Source organism: Bacteroides sp. OM05-10AA, assembly GCF_003439055.1.
GTDB lineage: Bacteria > Bacteroidota > Bacteroidia > Bacteroidales > Bacteroidaceae > Bacteroides > Bacteroides intestinigallinarum.
In genome coordinates, this window is record NZ_QSUR01000043.1 from 15,701 (window position 1) to 34,959 (window position 19,259).

Here is a 19,259-nt window from a genome sequence, read left to right on the forward strand (position 1 = left end):
TTATGTTGTCTACTGCTATAGGTGTTGCCAGCTCGATAGCTGGCAATGTCGCTTCAAATAAGAATATTGATACTCAAATTGCTGCCCAGCAATATGAGAATGAGAAGAACCGTGAATATAATTTGAATCTTGCTAAAATGCAAAATCAATGGAACATTGACCAGTGGAACCGTGAAAACGCATATAATTCCCCTGCTGCTCAAATGGCACGTTATAAAGCTGCTGGTTTGAATTCTGATTTGATTTACGGTCAGCAAAATTTGTCTGCTGCTTCTCCTGAAATGACCGCTGGTGATGGTTCTCAACCTACTGATGTTAGTAATCTCGCTAATAAGCGTACTATTGGCGATATGGTTGCTCAAGCTTCGCAAACTCGTTTGACTAATGCGCAAGCAAAATTGGCAGAATCTCAAGCAAAAAAGACTGATGAAGATACTAAAGGTCAAAGTATTACAAATTCATTTCTTCCTGATCTATTAACAGGTGATGTTGATGTTAAATCTGCTGATGTTCGCCAAAAACTTTCTGCTGCTGGCTTGAATGATAAACAGATTGAAGTTGCTACCGAACAGCTTAAAGTAATGCAACAAAGTGTAAAAGAATCTCAAAAAAAGATAGAAGATTTGCAGAGTCAAATGGAAAATCGTACTTTTCAACAAGTTCAAGCAATGCTTGAATATAACTTAAGAAAAGATAAACAACGTTATGAAATCTCTGAAATTCTATCTAAAGTTGGTCTTAATCACGCTAATATTAAGCGCGTTCTTAATGTGTTACCTTTCGAGATAGCTGAATCTATTTCTAGGGCTAATGTTAATGATGCTTCTGCTGCTCTTACCTTCTTAAAGCAAGGTACTGAAAGGCTTATACAAGCTAGTCAACGTTTGTCTAATTCTGAAAAATCTGAACTTATAAAGTCTCTTCAAAATGATAATTTAGAAAAGACTTTAGACCTCTCTATTCGTTTAGATGGTGAAGGTAAAGAACATATTGTATCTAAGTTCTTTAATTCTCTTGGTTATATTATCCAAAGGATTTCTCCACTTAAATAGCAGGGTTGTTACCCTGCTTTTTTACGATTTCTTCTAAAATCGTCTCCTATAACTTGATATATACAGAGTAACTGACACGCCTCTCATTATGAGCGTTTTAAATCTAGCTTTCAGTTACGAATTGCTCTAAGTGCTCCTTCTGTGAGCTAATCCCCTATTCTTATGTCACAAATATATTGCGAAAATCCCGTAATTATACGGAATTCAAATCTTAAGTATCTTCTTACTACATATAAAACTTATCATACTCCTAACGGTGATACTACTATTTCTAACTCGATTGCGGAGTATTATAAATACTCCTTTCCTGAATGGAACTTTAACCCCTATCGTTTTGGTGTAACTCCTGATAATATAGATGATTATTATATTATTAATACACATACTGGTGAAACTTTTCCTATGTTTATTCTTGTTCCCTGTGGTAAATGTGAACTTTGTCGTGATAAAAAGTCCCGTGAGTGGTCTTTCCGTGCTATTTGTGAAAATGCTACTTCAACCTCTATGCCTTACTTCCTTACACTTACTTATAATAATGAACACTTGCCTAAATGTGGTATTTTTAAAGAAGAAATACAATTATTCCTCAAACGTCTACGTATCAAACTAGACCGTCTAAATATATCTCATAATCTCCGTTATGTCGCTGTTGGCGAATATGGTTCTAAATCTAAACGTCCTCATTATCACATGATTCTTTGGAACTTTCCTAATGATTCTGAACATTTCCGTACTATTACTTCTGTCTTACATTTCATTGAATCCTGCTGGACTTGCTTCACTGGTGAATATGCTTCTGATGGTTCTCCTATTATGGAATCTCTTGGCTTTGCTTACTGCCTTCCTTGTAAACAAGGTGCCATTTCCTATGTTATGAAATACATGAAAAAACAATATCAACCGCCCAAAGGTAAAAACCCTCTGTTCTTCCTTACTTCTCGCAAAAATGGTGGTTTAGGTGCCGAATATGCCCGTAAATTCTTAGAACACTATCGTTCGCATCCTGATGATACAAAAATTACTGCTACTGATCCTTTTACTGGCTATACTCAAACTGTGACTATGCCCGGTTACTTCCGTCGTATCTACTTCCCTACTCTGTCTGTTGTTCTCCCAAAACAAATCCGTGATGCTCATACTGAATTATGCAAACTTATCTCTAAACGTATCTCTATTGCTCAAGTCCTTGACCCTTCTTATAAATTCCATATTGAAGATAATGAAAAAACTATCTTAAAAAAATACTGGTTTCTTCCTACTCAAATCTGCCTTAAATCTATGCCTAAATATGTCGCATATTATCGTACTATGTCTACTACTCGTCTACAAAATGAATATATTGATAACTGTCTCCGTGCTAATGAACTCTGTCGTTATTTATACCTTGAAACTTATGATGAAAACTATCTAAAACAACGTCTACAACTTGCTGAAAAAAGGCAGCAAAAAATGTCATTGTTATATGATTCTTTGCCGCCTATGAATATTCAGGATATAAAATACAACTTAATCTATCGTAGAAAAATACAAGAAAATAAGGAGATTATTTAACTATTCATTAATTATTTTTATGTTAAATTATTTGGTCATAATACTTATTATTCCCTAATCTTGAATGCTCATTTTTTGCCTGATTTGATCAGCTGTTAATAACAAGCAATGGTGTATCTGAATGAAAAATCATTTTTCTGGCAATACTTGGATTAAATAATCGAGCAAATATATTCCTTTTGTAAGAAGTCAAAGTGATTATATCTATATGATTATCTTTGATATACTGATCAAGTCCTTTTAATAAATTATCATTCATCACTACGTCATAATGAATTTCAAGCCCCGGATATTGCTTGTGAAAATATTCTTTTATACCTGCTAGTTTTATTTCATTCCAGGTATCTTTAGAATCTGTAAGGTGTATCAAAGATACAGAAAAATGGAATGATTTCCAAGTATTAAAGAATGCCTCGAAAGCAATTAGATCTCTTTGATCAAAATTGGTAATAAAGGCAATTCGTTTTGCTTCACTAAACTGTTTAAATGGTGTATTTTCCGGAATAGCCAATACAGCCGTGCGACTCCTGTCAATAACTTCAGCGGTTACACTACCAATTAAATCAATGTCTTTCTGATTTTTGCCTCGGGTACCCATAATGATAACCATAGGACGCTGTTCTTTAGCATATCTTAAGATTTCCTCCTCTGGAATACCTTCACGTAAGATGCAGCTATATTTAACGTTGGGAAATTCGCCTGATGCAACTTTTTCTTTTATCTTCTCTGATAAAGCATTGAGATCAGAATGGACTTTTTGGATAATTGTTTTTACAGATTCTTCATCTCCAATCTGGTAATTGAAAACATCCCCATAAGGCAACGACGATGCATAAATAGGCGTGAAATAGACATGCAACAGGATGACTTCTGCATTTTCTGTTTTTGCCAGGTTGAATGCAAATTCACATGCTTTCATCGAATAATTAGAGAAGTCGACGGGAATTAAAATCTTATTTGATTTATCTTTTACTTTGGGCTCCTTCTCTCCCACTATACTTTCAGACAGCCATGTAGAACTTTCTGTTATTTTCAAAGCACGTGGCAGATCGCTTTCTTTAATTCGTAAACGCACTCCCGATGAAACAACCGGTTGTATTTGATTAACGTTATGAATGTAGGTTTCTATACCTTCATTTTCCAAGACATTCTTTAAGATCTGCGCTTTGGTGTATGTCAGAATGGCCAGGGTTACTAATTTGTCTTCCATAAATGTACATTTTATAAGGTGAAAACAAATAAGAAATCCCAATTGTTTGATTCAATTGGGATTCAGTTTGTTATATTTTAAACTTGCACAGATTCGGTAGCCTGTTCTTTTTGCATACTCATATTCAATTCATCTAGGATTTTTAAAGCCCGATCAAGAACGGTCGTGTCATCCAACATTACAAGCCCACCATCTGGACCGGGCTCGAGATGTATTCCGACGCTTTTTCCCTCCTTGAAATTGTGTCCTCCGAAGAAGTTTCGCACTGTATCTACGTGCAAACCAAGTTCGTCTGCTATTCTATGCATGCTACCGCTAGGCAATGAATCTTTAATTTTACGAAGTTCATTAAACGTTATTGTTCTCATGTCTCATAAATTTAATGGTTAATACTATGTGATTTTTTTATCACGCTATAAATTTAAGCAAAAAAAAAAGATAAAACAAATTATTTGCTTATCTTTTTTTCTTGAATATATAAAATCTATTAATGACCTTTATATCACCTCGATAGCAGAAGCAGGTACCCACCCGACTTTTCCATCTTCCAGTCGAATTTCTTTCCATTCTTTCATAGAGTTGTCTTTGACACTTACCTTTCTCCCTTCATGGAGAATAAACAAGCTAGTTCCACTCTCGCTTGGAGTACTCCGTACTGTTACACTCGGATTCATTACTATCGCCTCACTTCGATTAACCAAATGCTCTTTTTGTTGCGAAGCAAAAAGATTAGAGCAAACAGTGACAATCAGCAAAATGATTCCTGATATGAATCCTATTTTCTTTAACATAATCTGTTTGGAGAATATAAAGAAATAGAGAGCGATAATCAATAGAATAAAGGAGACAATACCCCATGTGGCCCATGCATCTACGCTCATACTATTTGTCAGAGATTTGATCCATGAAACAAAGAATACTTCGGGAACAGGTTCAACCTTGTCTATTGTTTTTGCACGTGCCACTTCAAGATTAGCACGGATGTCACCATTTCCTGGTTGTAATAGCAGAGCACGCTCATAATTTAAAACAGCTTTCGCTATCTCCCCTATTTTATAATAACTATTTCCCAGATTGTAATAGACGTCGGCAGCTTCTCCATTTTTCAGTAATGCTTCATATATCTGAATAGCTGCTGCATAATCTTCTTTTATATATGCGGAATCTCCTTCAGCTTTTGTTGCATCTTCCAGTGTATTACTGGAAAATGTGGTATGCGAAGCGTGGATAGAATCAACTCCATTCGTTTGTCTAGTATCAATGCTTAACGAATCTTGTCCGAAACAAGTAAGCGACATTGATAATAATATAAAAAATAATATCTTTTTCATGACATAATCTCTTCTGGGTTAATGTTTTATTGAATTCTCCATTTTGCTTATTACTTCTATTGAAGAAGAATAAACTTTATCCATAGCTTGATTCTCATCACCTGGAGCAAACCGTGCAAATTCACAATCATTCAATGCATTCAGGAATTCTTTGATTAGTTCCTCATTTACTCCGTGATTTCTTAGTTTCTCTTCAATATTATCTTTAGATAAACGAGATACCGGAATATTCAGTTTGTCACTTATATATCCCCACAATGCCTTTAATACCTCATCGTAGAAAGCATCTTTTTTATTTTCGGAGAGTAATTTTCCTGCAAGCTTCATACGCTTCGTTGCCACTTTATTTGCTTTCTTCGTACGCATTTTAGCAACATTTGCATTTTCAGCAGCTTGCTTACGATAAATAATAAAGAAAATAATAAAGGCAAGAGCCGGAATGATATAGAACAACCAATATGTCATTGAACCATAGAAGAAACTTCCTTTAGGTTGGAGAGTAACTTCATTCTGTTTGATATAACGGATGTCTTCACCTAATACTTTCAAGTCCTCTTTATTCGTGAAGTTAGCAATTACTTGATCCGCATTACCTGCACCTTTCTCAACATTTACTACATAATCTTCTGTTTTCAGTGTTTTATAAGACTTGGAGCGAATATCAAAATAGCTGAAAGATACTCCCGGAATCTTATATGTTCCGGCATGTCTCGGAATTGCCAAATATTCAATAACTTTATTGCCTGTGAGTCCTTCCCGGGTTAATCTGACTTGATTGTCTACTTTGGGATCATATACTTCAAAATCATCCGGGAATTTAATTTCCGGATTAGAAATCAACTTCAGGTTACCTGTACCGGATATTACCAGTTTAATAGTAATAGCATCATTGGTTTTCAGTTCCTTACTGTTGATAGAAGAAGAAATATTGAACTCTCCCACTCCACCTGAAAAATCTGCAGGTTTACCCGTAGGAAGCGGATTGACATTTATTGCTATCTTAGGAGTGGAAATATTTTTTTTAATTTCAATGACATTACTTCCTCCATTGAAGAAGGCATCAAAAGGATCATCTGATTGCACAGGTTTTCCGATAGTCATCTGGAACTGTGCCGGATCAATATATAGCTTTCCTGATTGTTGCGGGAAGAGAACAAACTGGCGATAAACCGTTGTATAGTAATTACGTCCCTGATAATGCTCCGGAGTCCATCTTGCATTGGTTGTCATTTCTATTTCTTGAGAATGGAAACCTTTAAAGTCGGGCAATTTCGCATTATTAAGTTGTAAGTTGGATTCTCTGGTGTATATTTTATAGGTTAGGACAAAAGCCTCCTGTTCATACACATTTGTCTTACTGGCACTTGCCATAATAAAAAGGTCCTGATTAGAGACACTTGTACCAGATGAGGAATGTATAGAACCACTACTATTATTTTGTCCGCTATTGCCACCTTGATCTTGTGGCAATACTTTAATCTTTACTGAGTTTGACACCATTTGGTCACCATCGGCAACAATGGAGGCACCGGGTATTGTGTATTCTCCGGCATTATTAGCCATTAATATGTATGTAAATGTAATACTACTAGTAGATGTAACATTACCATTCACTATTTGAGTACTACTTTGTTGTGAACGGCTTGGACCCATCAATACATCAAAACCTTTGATTGATGGTGCCCGAAAATCTTTCACTTTTTGTGTAGTTACAATATACGACAGCCTGAATTGTTCGCCTACTACCACTGCATCAGGAGCAGAAGCAGTAAAAGACACCTTATCAGCAAACACATGAGTGCTATATGCTATCAATGCCATCAATATAATAATCAGTTTTTTCATTGCTTATGAAATTTATATCATCAACTTTATATTACCAATCTTTTTCCAAGCGACCGCCTTGCATAACTTTTTGTTGCTTCTTCACTTTATCCTGCACATCTTTCTCGTCCTGCATGACAGAATTCAGTAATTGTTCAGCATTTTCCTTTGACATCTGATTATCTTGTTTCTTTTCAGATTTCGGTGGTTGCTGCTGATCTTTCTTTTCATCTTGTTTCTGATCCTTCTGTTTGTCTTTATTCTGGTCCTGTTTCTGATCTTGTTTTTGCTGATCTTTGTTTTGGTCCTGATTTTGATCTTGATTCTGCTGATTTTGTTGGTCTTTCAGCATTTTCTGTGCAAGAGCCAAATTGTACCGGGTTTCATGATCGGTAGGATTATTACGCAGTGACATTTTATATGCATCTACAGCTTTGGCATAGTCTTTACCAGCCTGGAAAATTACCCCCATATTGTGATAAATATGGGCGAGTTTCATTTTATCTTTTTCTATTTTGCTGGCCGATACATATTGTTCCATGGCATCCTGAAACTTTTGCTGTTGCGAAAGGGTATTTCCCAAATTATACATGGATACCGTAGACTTGGGATTAGCTTCCAAGGCCTTCCGGTAGTTCACCTCTGCATCAACAAATACGCTATCATTAAACAGACGGTTTCCCTTACGGATATAGTCGCGTTCTGCTTTCTGAGCCGATACACCAGCTGCCGCTAACAGAAATACAGCGAATAGAATATATTTACTTTTTAACATACGTATAACTATTTCTTATTAGAAAACAGGTGAATGTTCTTAAATAAAGGATTTTTGCGATCCAGAATTAAGATTTCTGCCAATAACAATAGTAGAATAACCCATGCAATAGCCTGGAATTGTTCGTTAAACTCCGTATATACTTTCGACTCTACATCAGACTTCGCCATTTTATTCACTTCTTGATTGATGGCCTTTTGGGCTGAATTAGAATTATCTACTCGTACATATATACCTTTTCCTTCTTTTGCAATTTCCTGACACATAGCTTCATTCAAACGGGTAACAATCACATTACCTTCCCGGTCGCGGCGGTAATCATTCGTTCCTTCCACCGGTATTGGAGCGCCATCAGGCATACCTACTCCCAATACACTTACTTGAATACCCTTTTCTGCCGCAGCTTTGGCAGCTTCCACTGCACCACCTTCATGATTTTCACCATCAGTAATAACAATAATGGCCCGTCCTACCCCTTCTTGCGGAGTGAAACTACGGGCTGCCAGATTGATTGCTTCCCCAATAGCTGTACCCTGTTTAGAAATCAACGAAGGACTAATGGATTCTAAGAACATCTTAGCAGAAATATAGTCACTTGTAATTGGCAGCTGTGTAAAAGCGTCACCGGCAAATACAATCATACCTACCTTATCATTATCAAGCTCATCTACTAATCTGGATATTAATCTTTTTGCTTTTTCTAAACGGCTAGGCTGTACATCCTGCGCTAACATAGAGTTTGAAATGTCCAAAGCAATAATTACCTCTACTCCCTTACGTTTAACCGTTTCCAGTTTTGAACCGAATTGAGGGCGTGCCAGTAATACGGAGAACAAACCAATAGCAACAAAAATAATCCAGAATTTTACATCCGGACGATATTTGGATACGTCAGGCATTAACTGAGCTAACAAAGTCGGATCTCCGAAACGTCGGATATTCTTTCTCCTCTTGTAATTGGAATACAAGTAGAAAGCTGCTAAAAAAGGTAATAGTAGCAATAAATATAAATATGTAGGTTCTCCAAATCGAAACATCTTCTTACTATTTTATGATTGGCAAATAACGATTGACAAACATCCTTATGGAATTTTCTTGAGTACCGAATTACGTAATAGTACTTCCAACAAGACACAGAGAAAAGCTGCTAAAGCAAACCAATGATATTCTTCGTCCCGCTTACTATACTCTTTTACATTCAGTTTCGTCTTTTCCAGTTTATCAATTTCTTCATATACTTCTTTAAGCTTCGAGTTGCTCGTAGCCCGGAAATAGTTACCATCTGTCGTTCCGGCGATCTCTGTCAATGTCTTTTCATCAATTTCTACCGGCATACTTACATATTGCACCGTATTTCCGACTGGATAAGGATAAGGAGCCATTCCATTGGTACCTACTCCGATGGTATATACACGAATACCAAAGCTTTTTGCTATTTCTGCCGCTGTCATAGGCGAAATATCTCCCTTGTTATTAGTACCATCCGTCAATAGGATAATAACTTTGGATTTCGCTTTGCTATCTTTTAAGCGGGTTACAGCATTTGCAATACCCATACCGACAGCAGTACCGTCAGTGATAAGACCACATTTGATATTATGTATCATATCCAACAATACAGCATGGTCTACAGTCAACGGACATTGGGTGAAAGTTTCTCCTGCAAATAATGTAATACCGATATTATCATTGGGACGTCCATTGATAAACTCTGCAGCTACGTCTTTAGCAGCTTCCAGTCTGTTCGGCTTCAAGTCTTCAGCCAGCATACTGGTAGAAACGTCGATAGCCAGCATAATATCAATTCCTTCTATCTCACTGTTCTGCCACTTATTAGTAGTTTGCGGGCGTGCAAGAACCAAAATAACCAGTACTAAAGCAAGGCAGCGTAATAGAAATGGAACATGCAACAAATAATTCTTATAACTTTTAGGTGTATGTGCATATACCCGGGCATCTGAAATTTGAAGAGTTGCTTCACTTTTCTTTTGCTTCAGGATATACCATACAATATACGGTATAAGCAATAATAGCAAAAACAGATATTCAATATTGGCAAAAACCATTTTATTTATGATTTAACAGTTTACTATTTAGTATTAAGCTATACATCCTTTATACAAAAAGATTGTATAACTGTAGACCTATATATATAAAGGTACCGATCAATGCTGCTGATAACAATGCAATTCCACAAATCAGCATAGCTTTAACACGTAAAGAGCGTTTCTCAATGATTGTGATTTCCGTTGGTTGCGGTTTCTGATTTTCCTCTTCCGGCTGTTTGGTCTCATTGATAAAATCAATGGCATTAATCAAATTGGCATCGTTTTCATTCATCTGAGGATTATGCTTGGCGAACTTCACTAAATCAGCAGTCTGGAACAATAGTTTTAGGTCTGATATGGCTTCTTTATCATTCATTTCCAGTAACTGATCGATTATTTCAGAAGAAGTCATTTCCAATGCATTAAATCCGAAACGGTCCTTAATATATGTACGAATAGCATCGGTAAGTTCGGTATAGTACTCCTTCGATTGCCCTTTCTGCCATACCTTCTCTGTCTTGATACGTTCTATCTCTTTCATTGCAGCCTGATGTGGCGGCAATTTAGGTTCAACTTTAATTTTACGGATAATCGGTTTATTATCACGTATACGAACAATCAGATAGATCAGCAGGCCAAGCAAAGGTAAAGCCAGGAATGAACAAGCGATCAATCCATACCAGTCTTCCCATGCGAAAGGAGCTTTCATCACAGGTTTTTGTCCGAAGAACTGGTCCGGATGTAAGGTGTCAACCGGCATTGAATATACTTTTAATGCCAAAGCTTTGGAGTTGTACACTTTCCCATCTACGGTAACTGGCATTGGCGGCAGATAATATAGAGCAGAGTCAAAAGAAGTGATAATGTACTCCTGCGTAATCACCATCCGCTGACGATCATTCAGGAATTGTGTATCTGGTTTGACTGTTTCTATAATTTCCACACCTCTTACCAATGTGTCAGTGTAAGCAGGAAAAATAGCACGCTGTTTGGCATCCATGGCTACTTGCAATTGCACTTTCGCCTGTTCGCCGATCAGTATCTGCAGTGAATCAATTTTTGCTTCTACTGTAACAGACTGTGCTACTGCTTTACTGACAAACAATAGACCTAATAATGCTATCAGAATAATATTTCTATTCATCTTTGATTCCATTAATTTCGTTTGGCAAATAAATTCAACAATGCCTTTACGTAATCCTGATCGGTTCTGACGGATACAGCATCTACGTTGCTTTTGGTAAAAGTATCGTTCAGTTCAGTCTGCTTTTGTATCCACCAGTCGCGATGTGCCCGGCGTACAGCTTTGGAAGAGGTGTCAATCCATTGTTCATGTCCAGTTTCTGCATCTTTGATTCGCATCAGTCCTACTGGAGGGAGATCACTGACTCTCCTGTCGTATACTTGCAATGCTACTACATCATGTTTCCTGTTAGCAATGGTCAGCGCATTCTTAAAGCTTTCCTGGTCAATAAAATCTGATAAGATAAATGCAGTGCAACGTCTTTTCATTACGTTTGTCAAATATTCCAAGGCAAGACGAATATTTGTGCGACGGCTTTCCGGTTGGAAATCAATCAATTCACGGATAATATATAAGATATGTTTACGTCCTTTCTTGGGAGGAATAAACTTCTCTATCCGGTCTGAAAAGAAAATCACACCTATTTTATCATTATTCTGGATGGCAGAGAAAGCAAGAGTAGCAGCGATTTCCGTCACCATATCTTTCTTTAGCTGCTTGATCGTACCAAATTCCAAACTTCCGGAAACATCAACCATTAACATAACTGTCAGTTCACGTTCTTCTTCAAACACCTTCACATAAGGTTTATTGAAGCGCGCAGTCACATTCCAGTCTATGTCACGTATATCATCACCGAATTGATATTCACGGACTTCCGAAAATGACATACCCCTACCTTTGAAAGCCGAATGATACTGGCCTGCAAAGATATTGTTAGACAATCCTCGTGTCTTTATTTCAATTTGGCGAACTTTTTTTAGTATTTCACTTGTTTCCATTTATACAGTAGTTAATTAGTAGGTAGTTAAGTAGTCATGCATAGATACTTATGACTACTTATTGACTGTATTATAACTACAAATTAGGGCACTTCAACCTTATTCAGAATCTTACTGATGATTTCGTCCGAAGTCATGTTGTTAGCTTCAGCTTCGTATGTCAATCCGATACGGTGACGAAGAACATCATGTGCTACAGCACGTACATCTTCCGGAATAACATAGCCGCGACGTTTGATGAATGCATACGTACGAGCAGCTAAAGCCAGATTGATAGACGCACGAGGTGAACCTCCGAATCCGATCATATCTTTCAGTTCCTTGAGGTCATATTTTTCTGGGAAACGAGTTGCAAATACGATATCTACAATATAACGCTCGATCTTCTCATCCAGATAGACTTGACGAACAACCTTACGTGCTTCAATAATTTCATCCGCTCTTAGAATAGGTTTCACATTGAACTTCTCACCATTGATATTCTGACGAATAATCAATTTTTCTTCTTCCAACTTCGGATAATCAATGACTACTTTCAGCATGAAACGGTCAACCTGTGCTTCAGGAAGCGGATAAGTACCTTCCTGTTCGATAGGGTTCTGAGTTGCCAATACAAGGAAAGGTTCCGGTAACATGAATGTTTCTTTACCAATAGTAACCTGACGTTCCTGCATTGCTTCCAGCAAAGCACTTTGTACTTTTGCAGGAGCACGGTTAATTTCATCAGCTAATACAAAGTTTGCGAAAATAGGTCCGCGCTGCACTTTAAAAGATTCATCTTTCTGACTGTAAACCATTGTACCGATAACGTCTGCAGGCAATAAGTCCGGCGTAAACTGGATACGGCTATATTTCGCATCAATCAGAGAAGCGAGTGTCTTAATAGCCAAAGTTTTCGCCAAACCAGGCACACCTTCCAAGAGGACGTGGCCATCGGAAAGTAATCCGATAAGCAGTGATTCAACCAAATGTTTCTGACCAACAATGATTTGGTCCATACCTGTCGTAAGATTGGTAACGAAAGCACTTTGTCTTTCAATCCGCTCATTTAGCTCGCGGATATCAATTGATTCAGCCATAAATACTTAATATTTTATTATTTAAATCCCATTAATTTTATGTAAGCCTTGCCTGTGTCATAAGGCTTTTTATTTTGCCCCAAAAGTACGCCATATAATTAACGATTGCAACTAATTTTTATTAAAAAACAATGCGAAATCTTTAGATTAAGGTACTTTCATACGCTTTTGTACATCCATAACACTTCACCCGACCAATACAGGATTTGCATGGTCGGGTGAATGGATTATAACTACTTATTCTTTTGTAAGTTCCGGTATTTCAATAGTTGTGCCATACGGTACATTGTTGGGGTTCTTAATAACCTTCGGATTGTGTTTCACAATGTATGGCCACATTGCCTTTGTACCATAAAAACGCAAGGAAACCCTAGTCAAAGTTTCTCCTTCTTTGATTGTATATTTTGTCTTGGTTCCCGTAATCTTATAAGATGCTGAATCCAGATAGGCAGAAGTAGCAGGTTGTTGTGTAACCGTTTGAGGTTCTGCTTTGACAGGAATAGCTTCTTCTTTTTTGGCAACCGGTTGTGTCGTGGTAGCGACTTTGGATACATCAGGCGTTATTACCTTTGCGGTATCCTTATGTGCAATCGTATCAGAAAGCTGCGTTTCCGGTTGAACGGGTTGAGTGGTCACAGGCGGCATATCCAGTGCATTCTTGTCAGATGAAGAAGAGAATAAATCCGGATAATAAATAAAAAGAATGACACCTCCGCATAATAACAAAACGACTACAATAACAGCTATTAAATAAGGTACAGGAGATTTTTCCTTCACTGGGGCTGTCTTTTTAGAAACCGGTTGGGATACTTGTTCCGGTTGGACCGGTTTTATCGTTTCTTTTTCAGCAGGAGGCACTATAGGAGTCACAGGTTGCAGATTTGCTTTTAGAAGCTCTTGCTCTATAATCTTTTCGGCAGTGATCTCTTCTTTTTCTTCTTCTATAGATGCTGCTTGCTGCTCATCGATTATCACTTCCTCTTCCGGAACCTCTTCATCTTCCAGCTGTTCTACCTTTTCTTCGATATCAGTCTCTGTAATGGCTTCTTCGGGCTCTTTAGGAGACGTCTGTTCTGTCGATTCCTGTGCTATTGCAGATTCCTCAGTAATAGCAGGTTCTTCAATGGACTCTTCCACAAGTGGCTGACTGGCTATTTGCTCTTCCTGAATCGGCTCTTCTTCCGAAAGACCATCATCAGTACCTTCATTTTCTTCTATCACAATAGTTTCAGAGTCATCCCCCATCTCATTCAAGACTGCCTGTGCTGATGCTTCCTCTCCTGTTTCTTCTTCCTCAGTCTCTTCTATCGGAGTATCTTCCAGAATTGTATTTTCATTCAATACAACAGTCTCAAAGTGTGCAAAAGGTTTATTTATCGTATCCCTTAGATTTGTATCCGGAGAAAATGAGACTTTCGTATGTCCTTTTATCTGGAAACGCTCTCCTGTGTTGACATTGACACTTTCCCGGCTATCTACATCAATAAGTTTGAAAGTTCCCAATCCTTTGATTTTTACAGTCTTTTCGTTCTCCAAGGCTTGTTCTATCAAGAGGAAAAACTCTTTAACAAACGCTTCGGCGTCTTTCTTGGTCATGCTATGTTTGGCTGCCAATAAGTCAGTAAGGTCTTGAATTGTTAGTCTTTCATTCATAACGGGAAATATTTATTTAAACTTATCTTTCAATGTATTGCTAGGTCTATACGATAACACCAATTTAGGTGGAACCAGCATGCGTTGTTTGCTTGCCGGGTTGATTGAAATCCGTTCCGCTTTCTTTTTCACTTCAAAAGAACCGAATCCTTGAATTGCAATCACATTACCTTCTTCCAATTCTTGTGTCATACTGGACAACAAAGAATTCATCAATTCGGAAGTATCCTTGATTGTGTATCCCAATCTTTCCGCTAGTTCGGATGTAAATTCCTTATTATTCATAGTCATTTATAATCTTTGCATATAAATCAAAATCGTCCGCATTCACCACTTCTACCTGATAAAACTGTCCGATCTTAAGTTCTCTCTCTGAACGATCAATCAATACTTCCGGATCTACTTCCGGTGAATCAAATTCTGTCCGTCCGATATAATAATCTCCTTCCAGACGATCGATGATAACTTTCATCTGTTTACCGATCTTTTCTACACTTAACTCTGCCGAAATACCTTGCTGGATATCCATCAATTCATCAAGTCGGGCTTGTTTAACCTCTTGTGGAATAGAATCTTCGTATGTTTCTGCAGCATAAGTACCTTCTTCTTCGGAATATGCGAAAGCACCCATTCGATCAAAACGTACTTTACGTACAAATTCTTTGAGATCTTCGAAGTCTTCCTCAGTTTCTCCGGGATGTCCTACCATTAAAGTCGTCCTCAAGTGAATGCCCGGCACTTCTTTACGGAATTGTTCGATCAATTGGTAAGTATCCTCTTTGCTCACTTGTCGGCGCATTAACTTCAACATATTGTCACTGATGTGCTGAAGGGCAATGTCCATGTATTTGCATACATTGTCACGTTCGCGCATAACCCGGAATAAATCTGTAGGAAAATGTGCTGGATAAGCATAATGCAAGCGAATCCATTCCACCCCGGGTATATCAGAAATACGCTCAATCAATTCCGGAAGCATTTGTTTTTTATACCGGTCGATCCCATAATAAGTCAATTCTTGTGCGATCACCTGAAATTCCTTCACGCCTTGCGATACCAGGTATCGTACTTCGTCCAGAATTTCTTCTATTGGCTTGGAAATATGGTGTCCTGTAATAATGGGAATAGCACAATAAGAACATTTGCGATCACATCCTTCTGAAATTTTCAGGTAAGCATAATGCTGAGGAGTTGTCAATGTCCGTTCGATATATAATTCATCGTGATAGACCTTTCCCAAGTCCTGCAAAAGCTCCTTCCAATTAAACTTCCCGTAAAATTTGTCTACCTGCGGTATCTCAACAGCTAGTTCCTTGAGATAGCGTTCGGAAAGACAACCCATCACGAAAAGTTTCTTTAAATCCCCTTCTTCTTTTCTTTCAGCGAACTCCAGAATCATATTAATGGATTCTTCTTTGGCATCACCAATGAACCCACATGTATTGATTACCGCAATTTCCCCTTGCGGATTTTCAGTGTCATGAGTTACGCTGTATCCGACTTCCTCCAATTGGCGCATTAGCTGCTCGGAGTCAACCAGATTTTTAGAACATCCTAAAGTAATAATATCTATTGTTTTTCTTTTCATGCATTTTCTCCAAACAAGGAATCAACGAATTCATTTTTACGGAATACCTGCAGGTCTTCCATGCCTTCGCCTAGTCCGATATACTTAACAGGAATCTTGAATTGATCGGAAATACCAATCACAACACCACCTTTAGCGGTTCCATCAAGCTTAGTGATGGCCATAGCGGTAACTTCCGTCGCCAAAGTAAATTGTTTGGCTTGCTCAAATGCATTTTGTCCGGTGGAACCGTCCAGTACCAATAAAACTTCATCCGGTGCATCAGGCACTACCTTTTTCATCACATTCTTAATTTTGGTCAACTCGTTCATTAAGCCTACCTTATTGTGCAGACGACCGGCTGTATCAATAATAACCACATCTGCGTTATTGGCAACGGCCGAACTAAGAGTGTCATAAGCCACAGATGCGGGATCTGCTCCCATTTTCTGTTTAACTACGGGAACTCCTACCCGTTCTCCCCAAATCATTAGCTGTTCCACAGCTGCAGCGCGGAAAGTGTCAGCGGCTCCCAAGTAAACGGATTTACCTGCTTTCTTGAATTGATAAGCCAGTTTACCAATGGTTGTAGTTTTACCTACCCCATTTACTCCCACAACCATAATGACATAAGGTTTTCTTGCGATGGGTACGTCGAAATCAGCTACATCATCCGAATTATTTTCAGTAAGCAAAGCTGCTATTTCGTCACGTAATATAAGATTCAGTTCCTGAGTATTTACATACTTATCTGCAGCAGCACGTTTTTCGATGCGCTTGATAATATTTAAAGTTGTTTCTACACCTACGTCAGATGTAATCAGCACTTCTTCCAGATTATCTAATACTTCATCGTCTACTTTTGACTTGCCAGCCACAGCACGAGCTATTTTACTGAATACGCTCTCTTTGGTTTTAGATAATCCTTTATCTAAAGTTTCCTTCTTCTCCTTTGAAAAAAAACTAAAAAATCCCATATTTACACTTGTTTGTATAATACATTTGCTACAAAGATATAACAAAGGATTGGAAAAGTAAAAAAAGAAGCAATAAAAAATCCCCTCATTGTTCGCCAATGAGAGGATTTTGCAGTTATAGCGTATATGCTATTTCGATTATTTTTTGAAAAAGTCTTGTACTTTTTCGTTAGGAACCATTTGTTCATCAAAAACGTATGCTCCAGTTTTCGGAGATTTTACCATTTTGATAACCTTGGTATAAGCACGACCTTCTTTAGAACCTTCGTGCAAACTTGCTACTGTTTTCTTTGCCATGGGTTATACTACTTTATTATTTAATTTCCTTGTGTACTGTTACTCTCTTCAGAATCGGGTTGTATTTTTTCAACTCAAGTCTTTCTGTAGTATTCTTTCTGTTCTTAGTTGTGATATAACGAGATGTTCCCGGCATTCCACTGTCTTTGTGTTCTGTACATTCCAGAATCACTTGTACTCTGTTACCTTTTGCTTTCTTTGCCATTGTAAGTTTTCTCCTCTACGTTTAGCCGATTACTTTAATGCTTTTCCAATCACAATAACCTTTAGCCACTGCTTCAGTCAGCGCAGCATCCAGTCCTTTTTTGTTGATAATACGCAACCCGTTAGCGCAAATGCTAAGGCTGATCCAACAATCTTGTTCTACATAATAGAACTTTTTGTTAAACAAGTTCAAATCAAAGGTTCTTTTAGTTCTTCTCTTTGAGTGTGAAACATTGTTGCCAATCATGGCTTTCTTTCCGGTAATTTGACAAATCTTCGACATTTCTATCTTATTTTTATAGTTTTATATCTATACTTCTTTCAAACAGGACGCAAAGTAAGCACTTTTATCCGTATAAAACAAGAATTTCCTAAAATAATTCACTTCCAGGCACCTATTTTTCTTTATTTGAGTAAATCACGGAGCATTAATAATGCATTATTGCCTGCTCTTTCGATATTCATGCTTCTTCCGCGGTTCGTTTCCTGTTTGTAAGTACAAATTTCGTTTTTATAACCAGCAGCTATCCAAACAGTTCCCACTGGCTTCTCGGGAGTACCCCCTCCAGGGCCTGCTATCCCTGAAGTAGCAACGGCGCAATCGGTTTTCAGTGCTTTCATCGCACCTTTTACCATTTCAATCACAGTTTCTTCGCTGACGGCCCCATGTTGCCCCAATGTTTCGGAGGAAACGTGTAAAAGTCCCATTTTTACTTCATTTGAATAGGCTACTACGCTTCCGTTAAAATATTCAGAACTACCGGCAATGGAGGTCAAACGTGCGGCAATACTGCCTCCGGTACAACTTTCTGCGGTGGAAACGGTCAATTTCTTCTTTTTTAAAAGTTCACCGACTATAACTTCCAAAGGCGTATCTTCTTCACTGAAAATGTCTTCACCAAGTATTTCCTCTAATTTTACCTTTTCACGTTCAAGAAGAACTTTTACTTCTTCCCTATTTTGTCCGCGCCCTGTCAGTCTAAGACGAATAATCCCCAGCTTAGGCAAATATGCCAATTTGATACATTCCGGCAGAGCACTCTCCCACGGTTCCAGTTTTTCTGCCAATACGGATTCCGGATAGTGTTGTACAAGAAATGTTTGATGCATAATCACATCCGTTTGAAATCTCTCGTGCAGTTTAGGTAATACACTTTCTGTCATTACGGCAGTCATCTCTTGCGGAACGCCCGGCATGGAAACAAGAACTTTTCCATCTCTTTCGAACCAGCTGACAGAAGCACTTCCTACAGGATTATTTATCACAGTACAATCTTTCGGAACCATTGCCTGGCTTTTGTTGAGTGTATTCATTGGGATTTTCCCTGCCAGTACCCGTTTTACGTTTTCGAATACTTCTTCGCTGAAAACCAGTTCCGTATGAAAGTATTTGCATAAAGTTTGTTTGGTGATATCGTCTTTGGTAGGTCCGAGTCCTCCAGTTACTAAAACAATATTCACCCTTTCCATCGCATTATCAATCGCTTCCAAGATTTCCTTTTCCCGGTCACGGATTGAAACAATACGAAGAACCTCGATGCCTATTTTATTTAATTCCTGCCCCATCCAGGCCGAATTAGTGTCGACAACCTGTCCGATCAACAGTTCGTCGCCAATGGTTATTATTTCGGCAAACATACTTCTTAGTTTTTATCCTATTATATAT

The 19,259-nt window shown here is 38.0% G+C and carries 20 protein-coding genes; 2 read left to right on the plus strand and 18 right to left on the minus strand.

Annotation, left to right across the window (positions count from 1 at the left end):
* Positions 1-2: 2 nt before the first annotated feature.
* Positions 3-1,052: a hypothetical protein gene (locus tag DXB58_RS23760; protein WP_122138460.1), complete on the plus strand. Its 1,050-nt coding sequence runs from the start codon at positions 3-5 to the stop codon at positions 1,050-1,052.
* A gap of 162 nt (positions 1,053-1,214) precedes the next feature.
* The gene (locus tag DXB58_RS23765; RefSeq protein WP_122138461.1) at positions 1,215-2,603 is read left to right on the plus strand and encodes a hypothetical protein; all 1,389 of its coding nucleotides are present in this window, start codon (positions 1,215-1,217) and stop codon (positions 2,601-2,603) included.
* A gap of 88 nt (positions 2,604-2,691) precedes the next feature.
* Here DXB58_RS23765 and DXB58_RS23770 read toward each other — a convergent pair whose 3' ends face one another.
* From DXB58_RS23770 to DXB58_RS23855, 18 genes are all read right to left on the minus strand, one after another.
* A complete protein-coding gene (locus tag DXB58_RS23770) occupies positions 2,692-3,813 on the minus strand; it encodes a universal stress protein (protein WP_004306068.1) in 1,122 nt (373 codons plus the stop codon).
* A 77-nt stretch (positions 3,814-3,890) separates the two neighbouring features.
* Positions 3,891-4,181, minus strand: a complete 291-nt coding sequence (locus DXB58_RS23775) for a hypothetical protein (RefSeq protein WP_004295969.1) — start codon at positions 4,179-4,181, stop codon at positions 3,891-3,893.
* A gap of 129 nt (positions 4,182-4,310) precedes the next feature.
* Complete coding sequence (locus DXB58_RS23780; RefSeq protein ID WP_032853596.1) at positions 4,311-5,144, minus strand: tetratricopeptide repeat protein; 834 nt, start codon at positions 5,142-5,144, stop codon at positions 4,311-4,313.
* Positions 5,145-5,162: 18 nt separating this feature from the next.
* A complete protein-coding gene (locus tag DXB58_RS23785; RefSeq protein WP_122138462.1) occupies positions 5,163-6,989 on the minus strand; it encodes a BatD family protein in 1,827 nt (608 codons plus the stop codon).
* A gap of 31 nt (positions 6,990-7,020) precedes the next feature.
* Positions 7,021-7,743: a tetratricopeptide repeat protein gene (locus DXB58_RS23790; protein WP_004295972.1), complete on the minus strand. Its 723-nt coding sequence runs from the start codon at positions 7,741-7,743 to the stop codon at positions 7,021-7,023.
* Positions 7,744-7,751: 8 nt separating this feature from the next.
* Positions 7,752-8,780 (minus strand): VWA domain-containing protein, encoded by a 1,029-nt coding sequence (locus DXB58_RS23795; protein ID WP_004295973.1) that lies wholly within the window; start codon positions 8,778-8,780, stop codon positions 7,752-7,754.
* Between the two features lie 45 nt (positions 8,781-8,825).
* The gene (locus DXB58_RS23800; protein ID WP_004295974.1) at positions 8,826-9,809 is read right to left on the minus strand and encodes a VWA domain-containing protein; all 984 of its coding nucleotides are present in this window, start codon (positions 9,807-9,809) and stop codon (positions 8,826-8,828) included.
* Between the two features lie 49 nt (positions 9,810-9,858).
* Complete coding sequence (locus DXB58_RS23805) at positions 9,859-10,935, minus strand: hypothetical protein (protein ID WP_004325925.1); 1,077 nt, start codon at positions 10,933-10,935, stop codon at positions 9,859-9,861.
* Positions 10,936-10,946: 11 nt separating this feature from the next.
* The gene (locus tag DXB58_RS23810) at positions 10,947-11,816 is read right to left on the minus strand and encodes a DUF58 domain-containing protein (RefSeq protein WP_004295976.1); all 870 of its coding nucleotides are present in this window, start codon (positions 11,814-11,816) and stop codon (positions 10,947-10,949) included.
* Between the two features lie 83 nt (positions 11,817-11,899).
* A complete protein-coding gene (locus DXB58_RS23815) occupies positions 11,900-12,895 on the minus strand; it encodes a MoxR family ATPase (RefSeq protein ID WP_004295977.1) in 996 nt (331 codons plus the stop codon).
* A gap of 237 nt (positions 12,896-13,132) precedes the next feature.
* On the minus strand, positions 13,133-14,548 hold the full coding sequence (locus DXB58_RS23820) for an HU family DNA-binding protein (RefSeq protein WP_122138463.1): 1,416 nt from the start codon (positions 14,546-14,548) through the stop codon (positions 13,133-13,135).
* Between the two features lie 12 nt (positions 14,549-14,560).
* The gene (locus DXB58_RS23825) at positions 14,561-14,833 is read right to left on the minus strand and encodes an HU family DNA-binding protein (RefSeq protein WP_004306073.1); all 273 of its coding nucleotides are present in this window, start codon (positions 14,831-14,833) and stop codon (positions 14,561-14,563) included.
* Positions 14,826-16,136: a 30S ribosomal protein S12 methylthiotransferase RimO gene (gene rimO / locus DXB58_RS23830; RefSeq protein WP_122138464.1), complete on the minus strand. Its 1,311-nt coding sequence runs from the start codon at positions 16,134-16,136 to the stop codon at positions 14,826-14,828. The genes DXB58_RS23825 and rimO overlap by 8 nt, the downstream gene beginning before the upstream one ends.
* Complete coding sequence (ftsY, locus tag DXB58_RS23835) at positions 16,133-17,092, minus strand: signal recognition particle-docking protein FtsY (RefSeq protein WP_122138465.1); 960 nt, start codon at positions 17,090-17,092, stop codon at positions 16,133-16,135. The genes rimO and ftsY overlap by 4 nt, the downstream gene beginning before the upstream one ends.
* 138 nt (positions 17,093-17,230) lie before the next feature.
* Complete coding sequence (locus DXB58_RS23840) at positions 17,231-17,389, minus strand: DUF4295 domain-containing protein (protein WP_004295982.1); 159 nt, start codon at positions 17,387-17,389, stop codon at positions 17,231-17,233.
* Between the two features lie 16 nt (positions 17,390-17,405).
* Positions 17,406-17,594, minus strand: coding sequence for a 50S ribosomal protein L33 (gene rpmG, locus DXB58_RS23845; RefSeq protein ID WP_002560155.1), 189 nt, complete (start codon positions 17,592-17,594; stop codon positions 17,406-17,408).
* A gap of 21 nt (positions 17,595-17,615) precedes the next feature.
* Positions 17,616-17,876 (minus strand): 50S ribosomal protein L28, encoded by a 261-nt coding sequence (gene rpmB / locus DXB58_RS23850; protein WP_004295983.1) that lies wholly within the window; start codon positions 17,874-17,876, stop codon positions 17,616-17,618.
* 122 nt (positions 17,877-17,998) lie between these two features.
* The gene (locus tag DXB58_RS23855) at positions 17,999-19,231 is read right to left on the minus strand and encodes a competence/damage-inducible protein A (RefSeq protein WP_122138466.1); all 1,233 of its coding nucleotides are present in this window, start codon (positions 19,229-19,231) and stop codon (positions 17,999-18,001) included.
* Between the last annotated feature and the right edge of the window lie 28 nt (positions 19,232-19,259).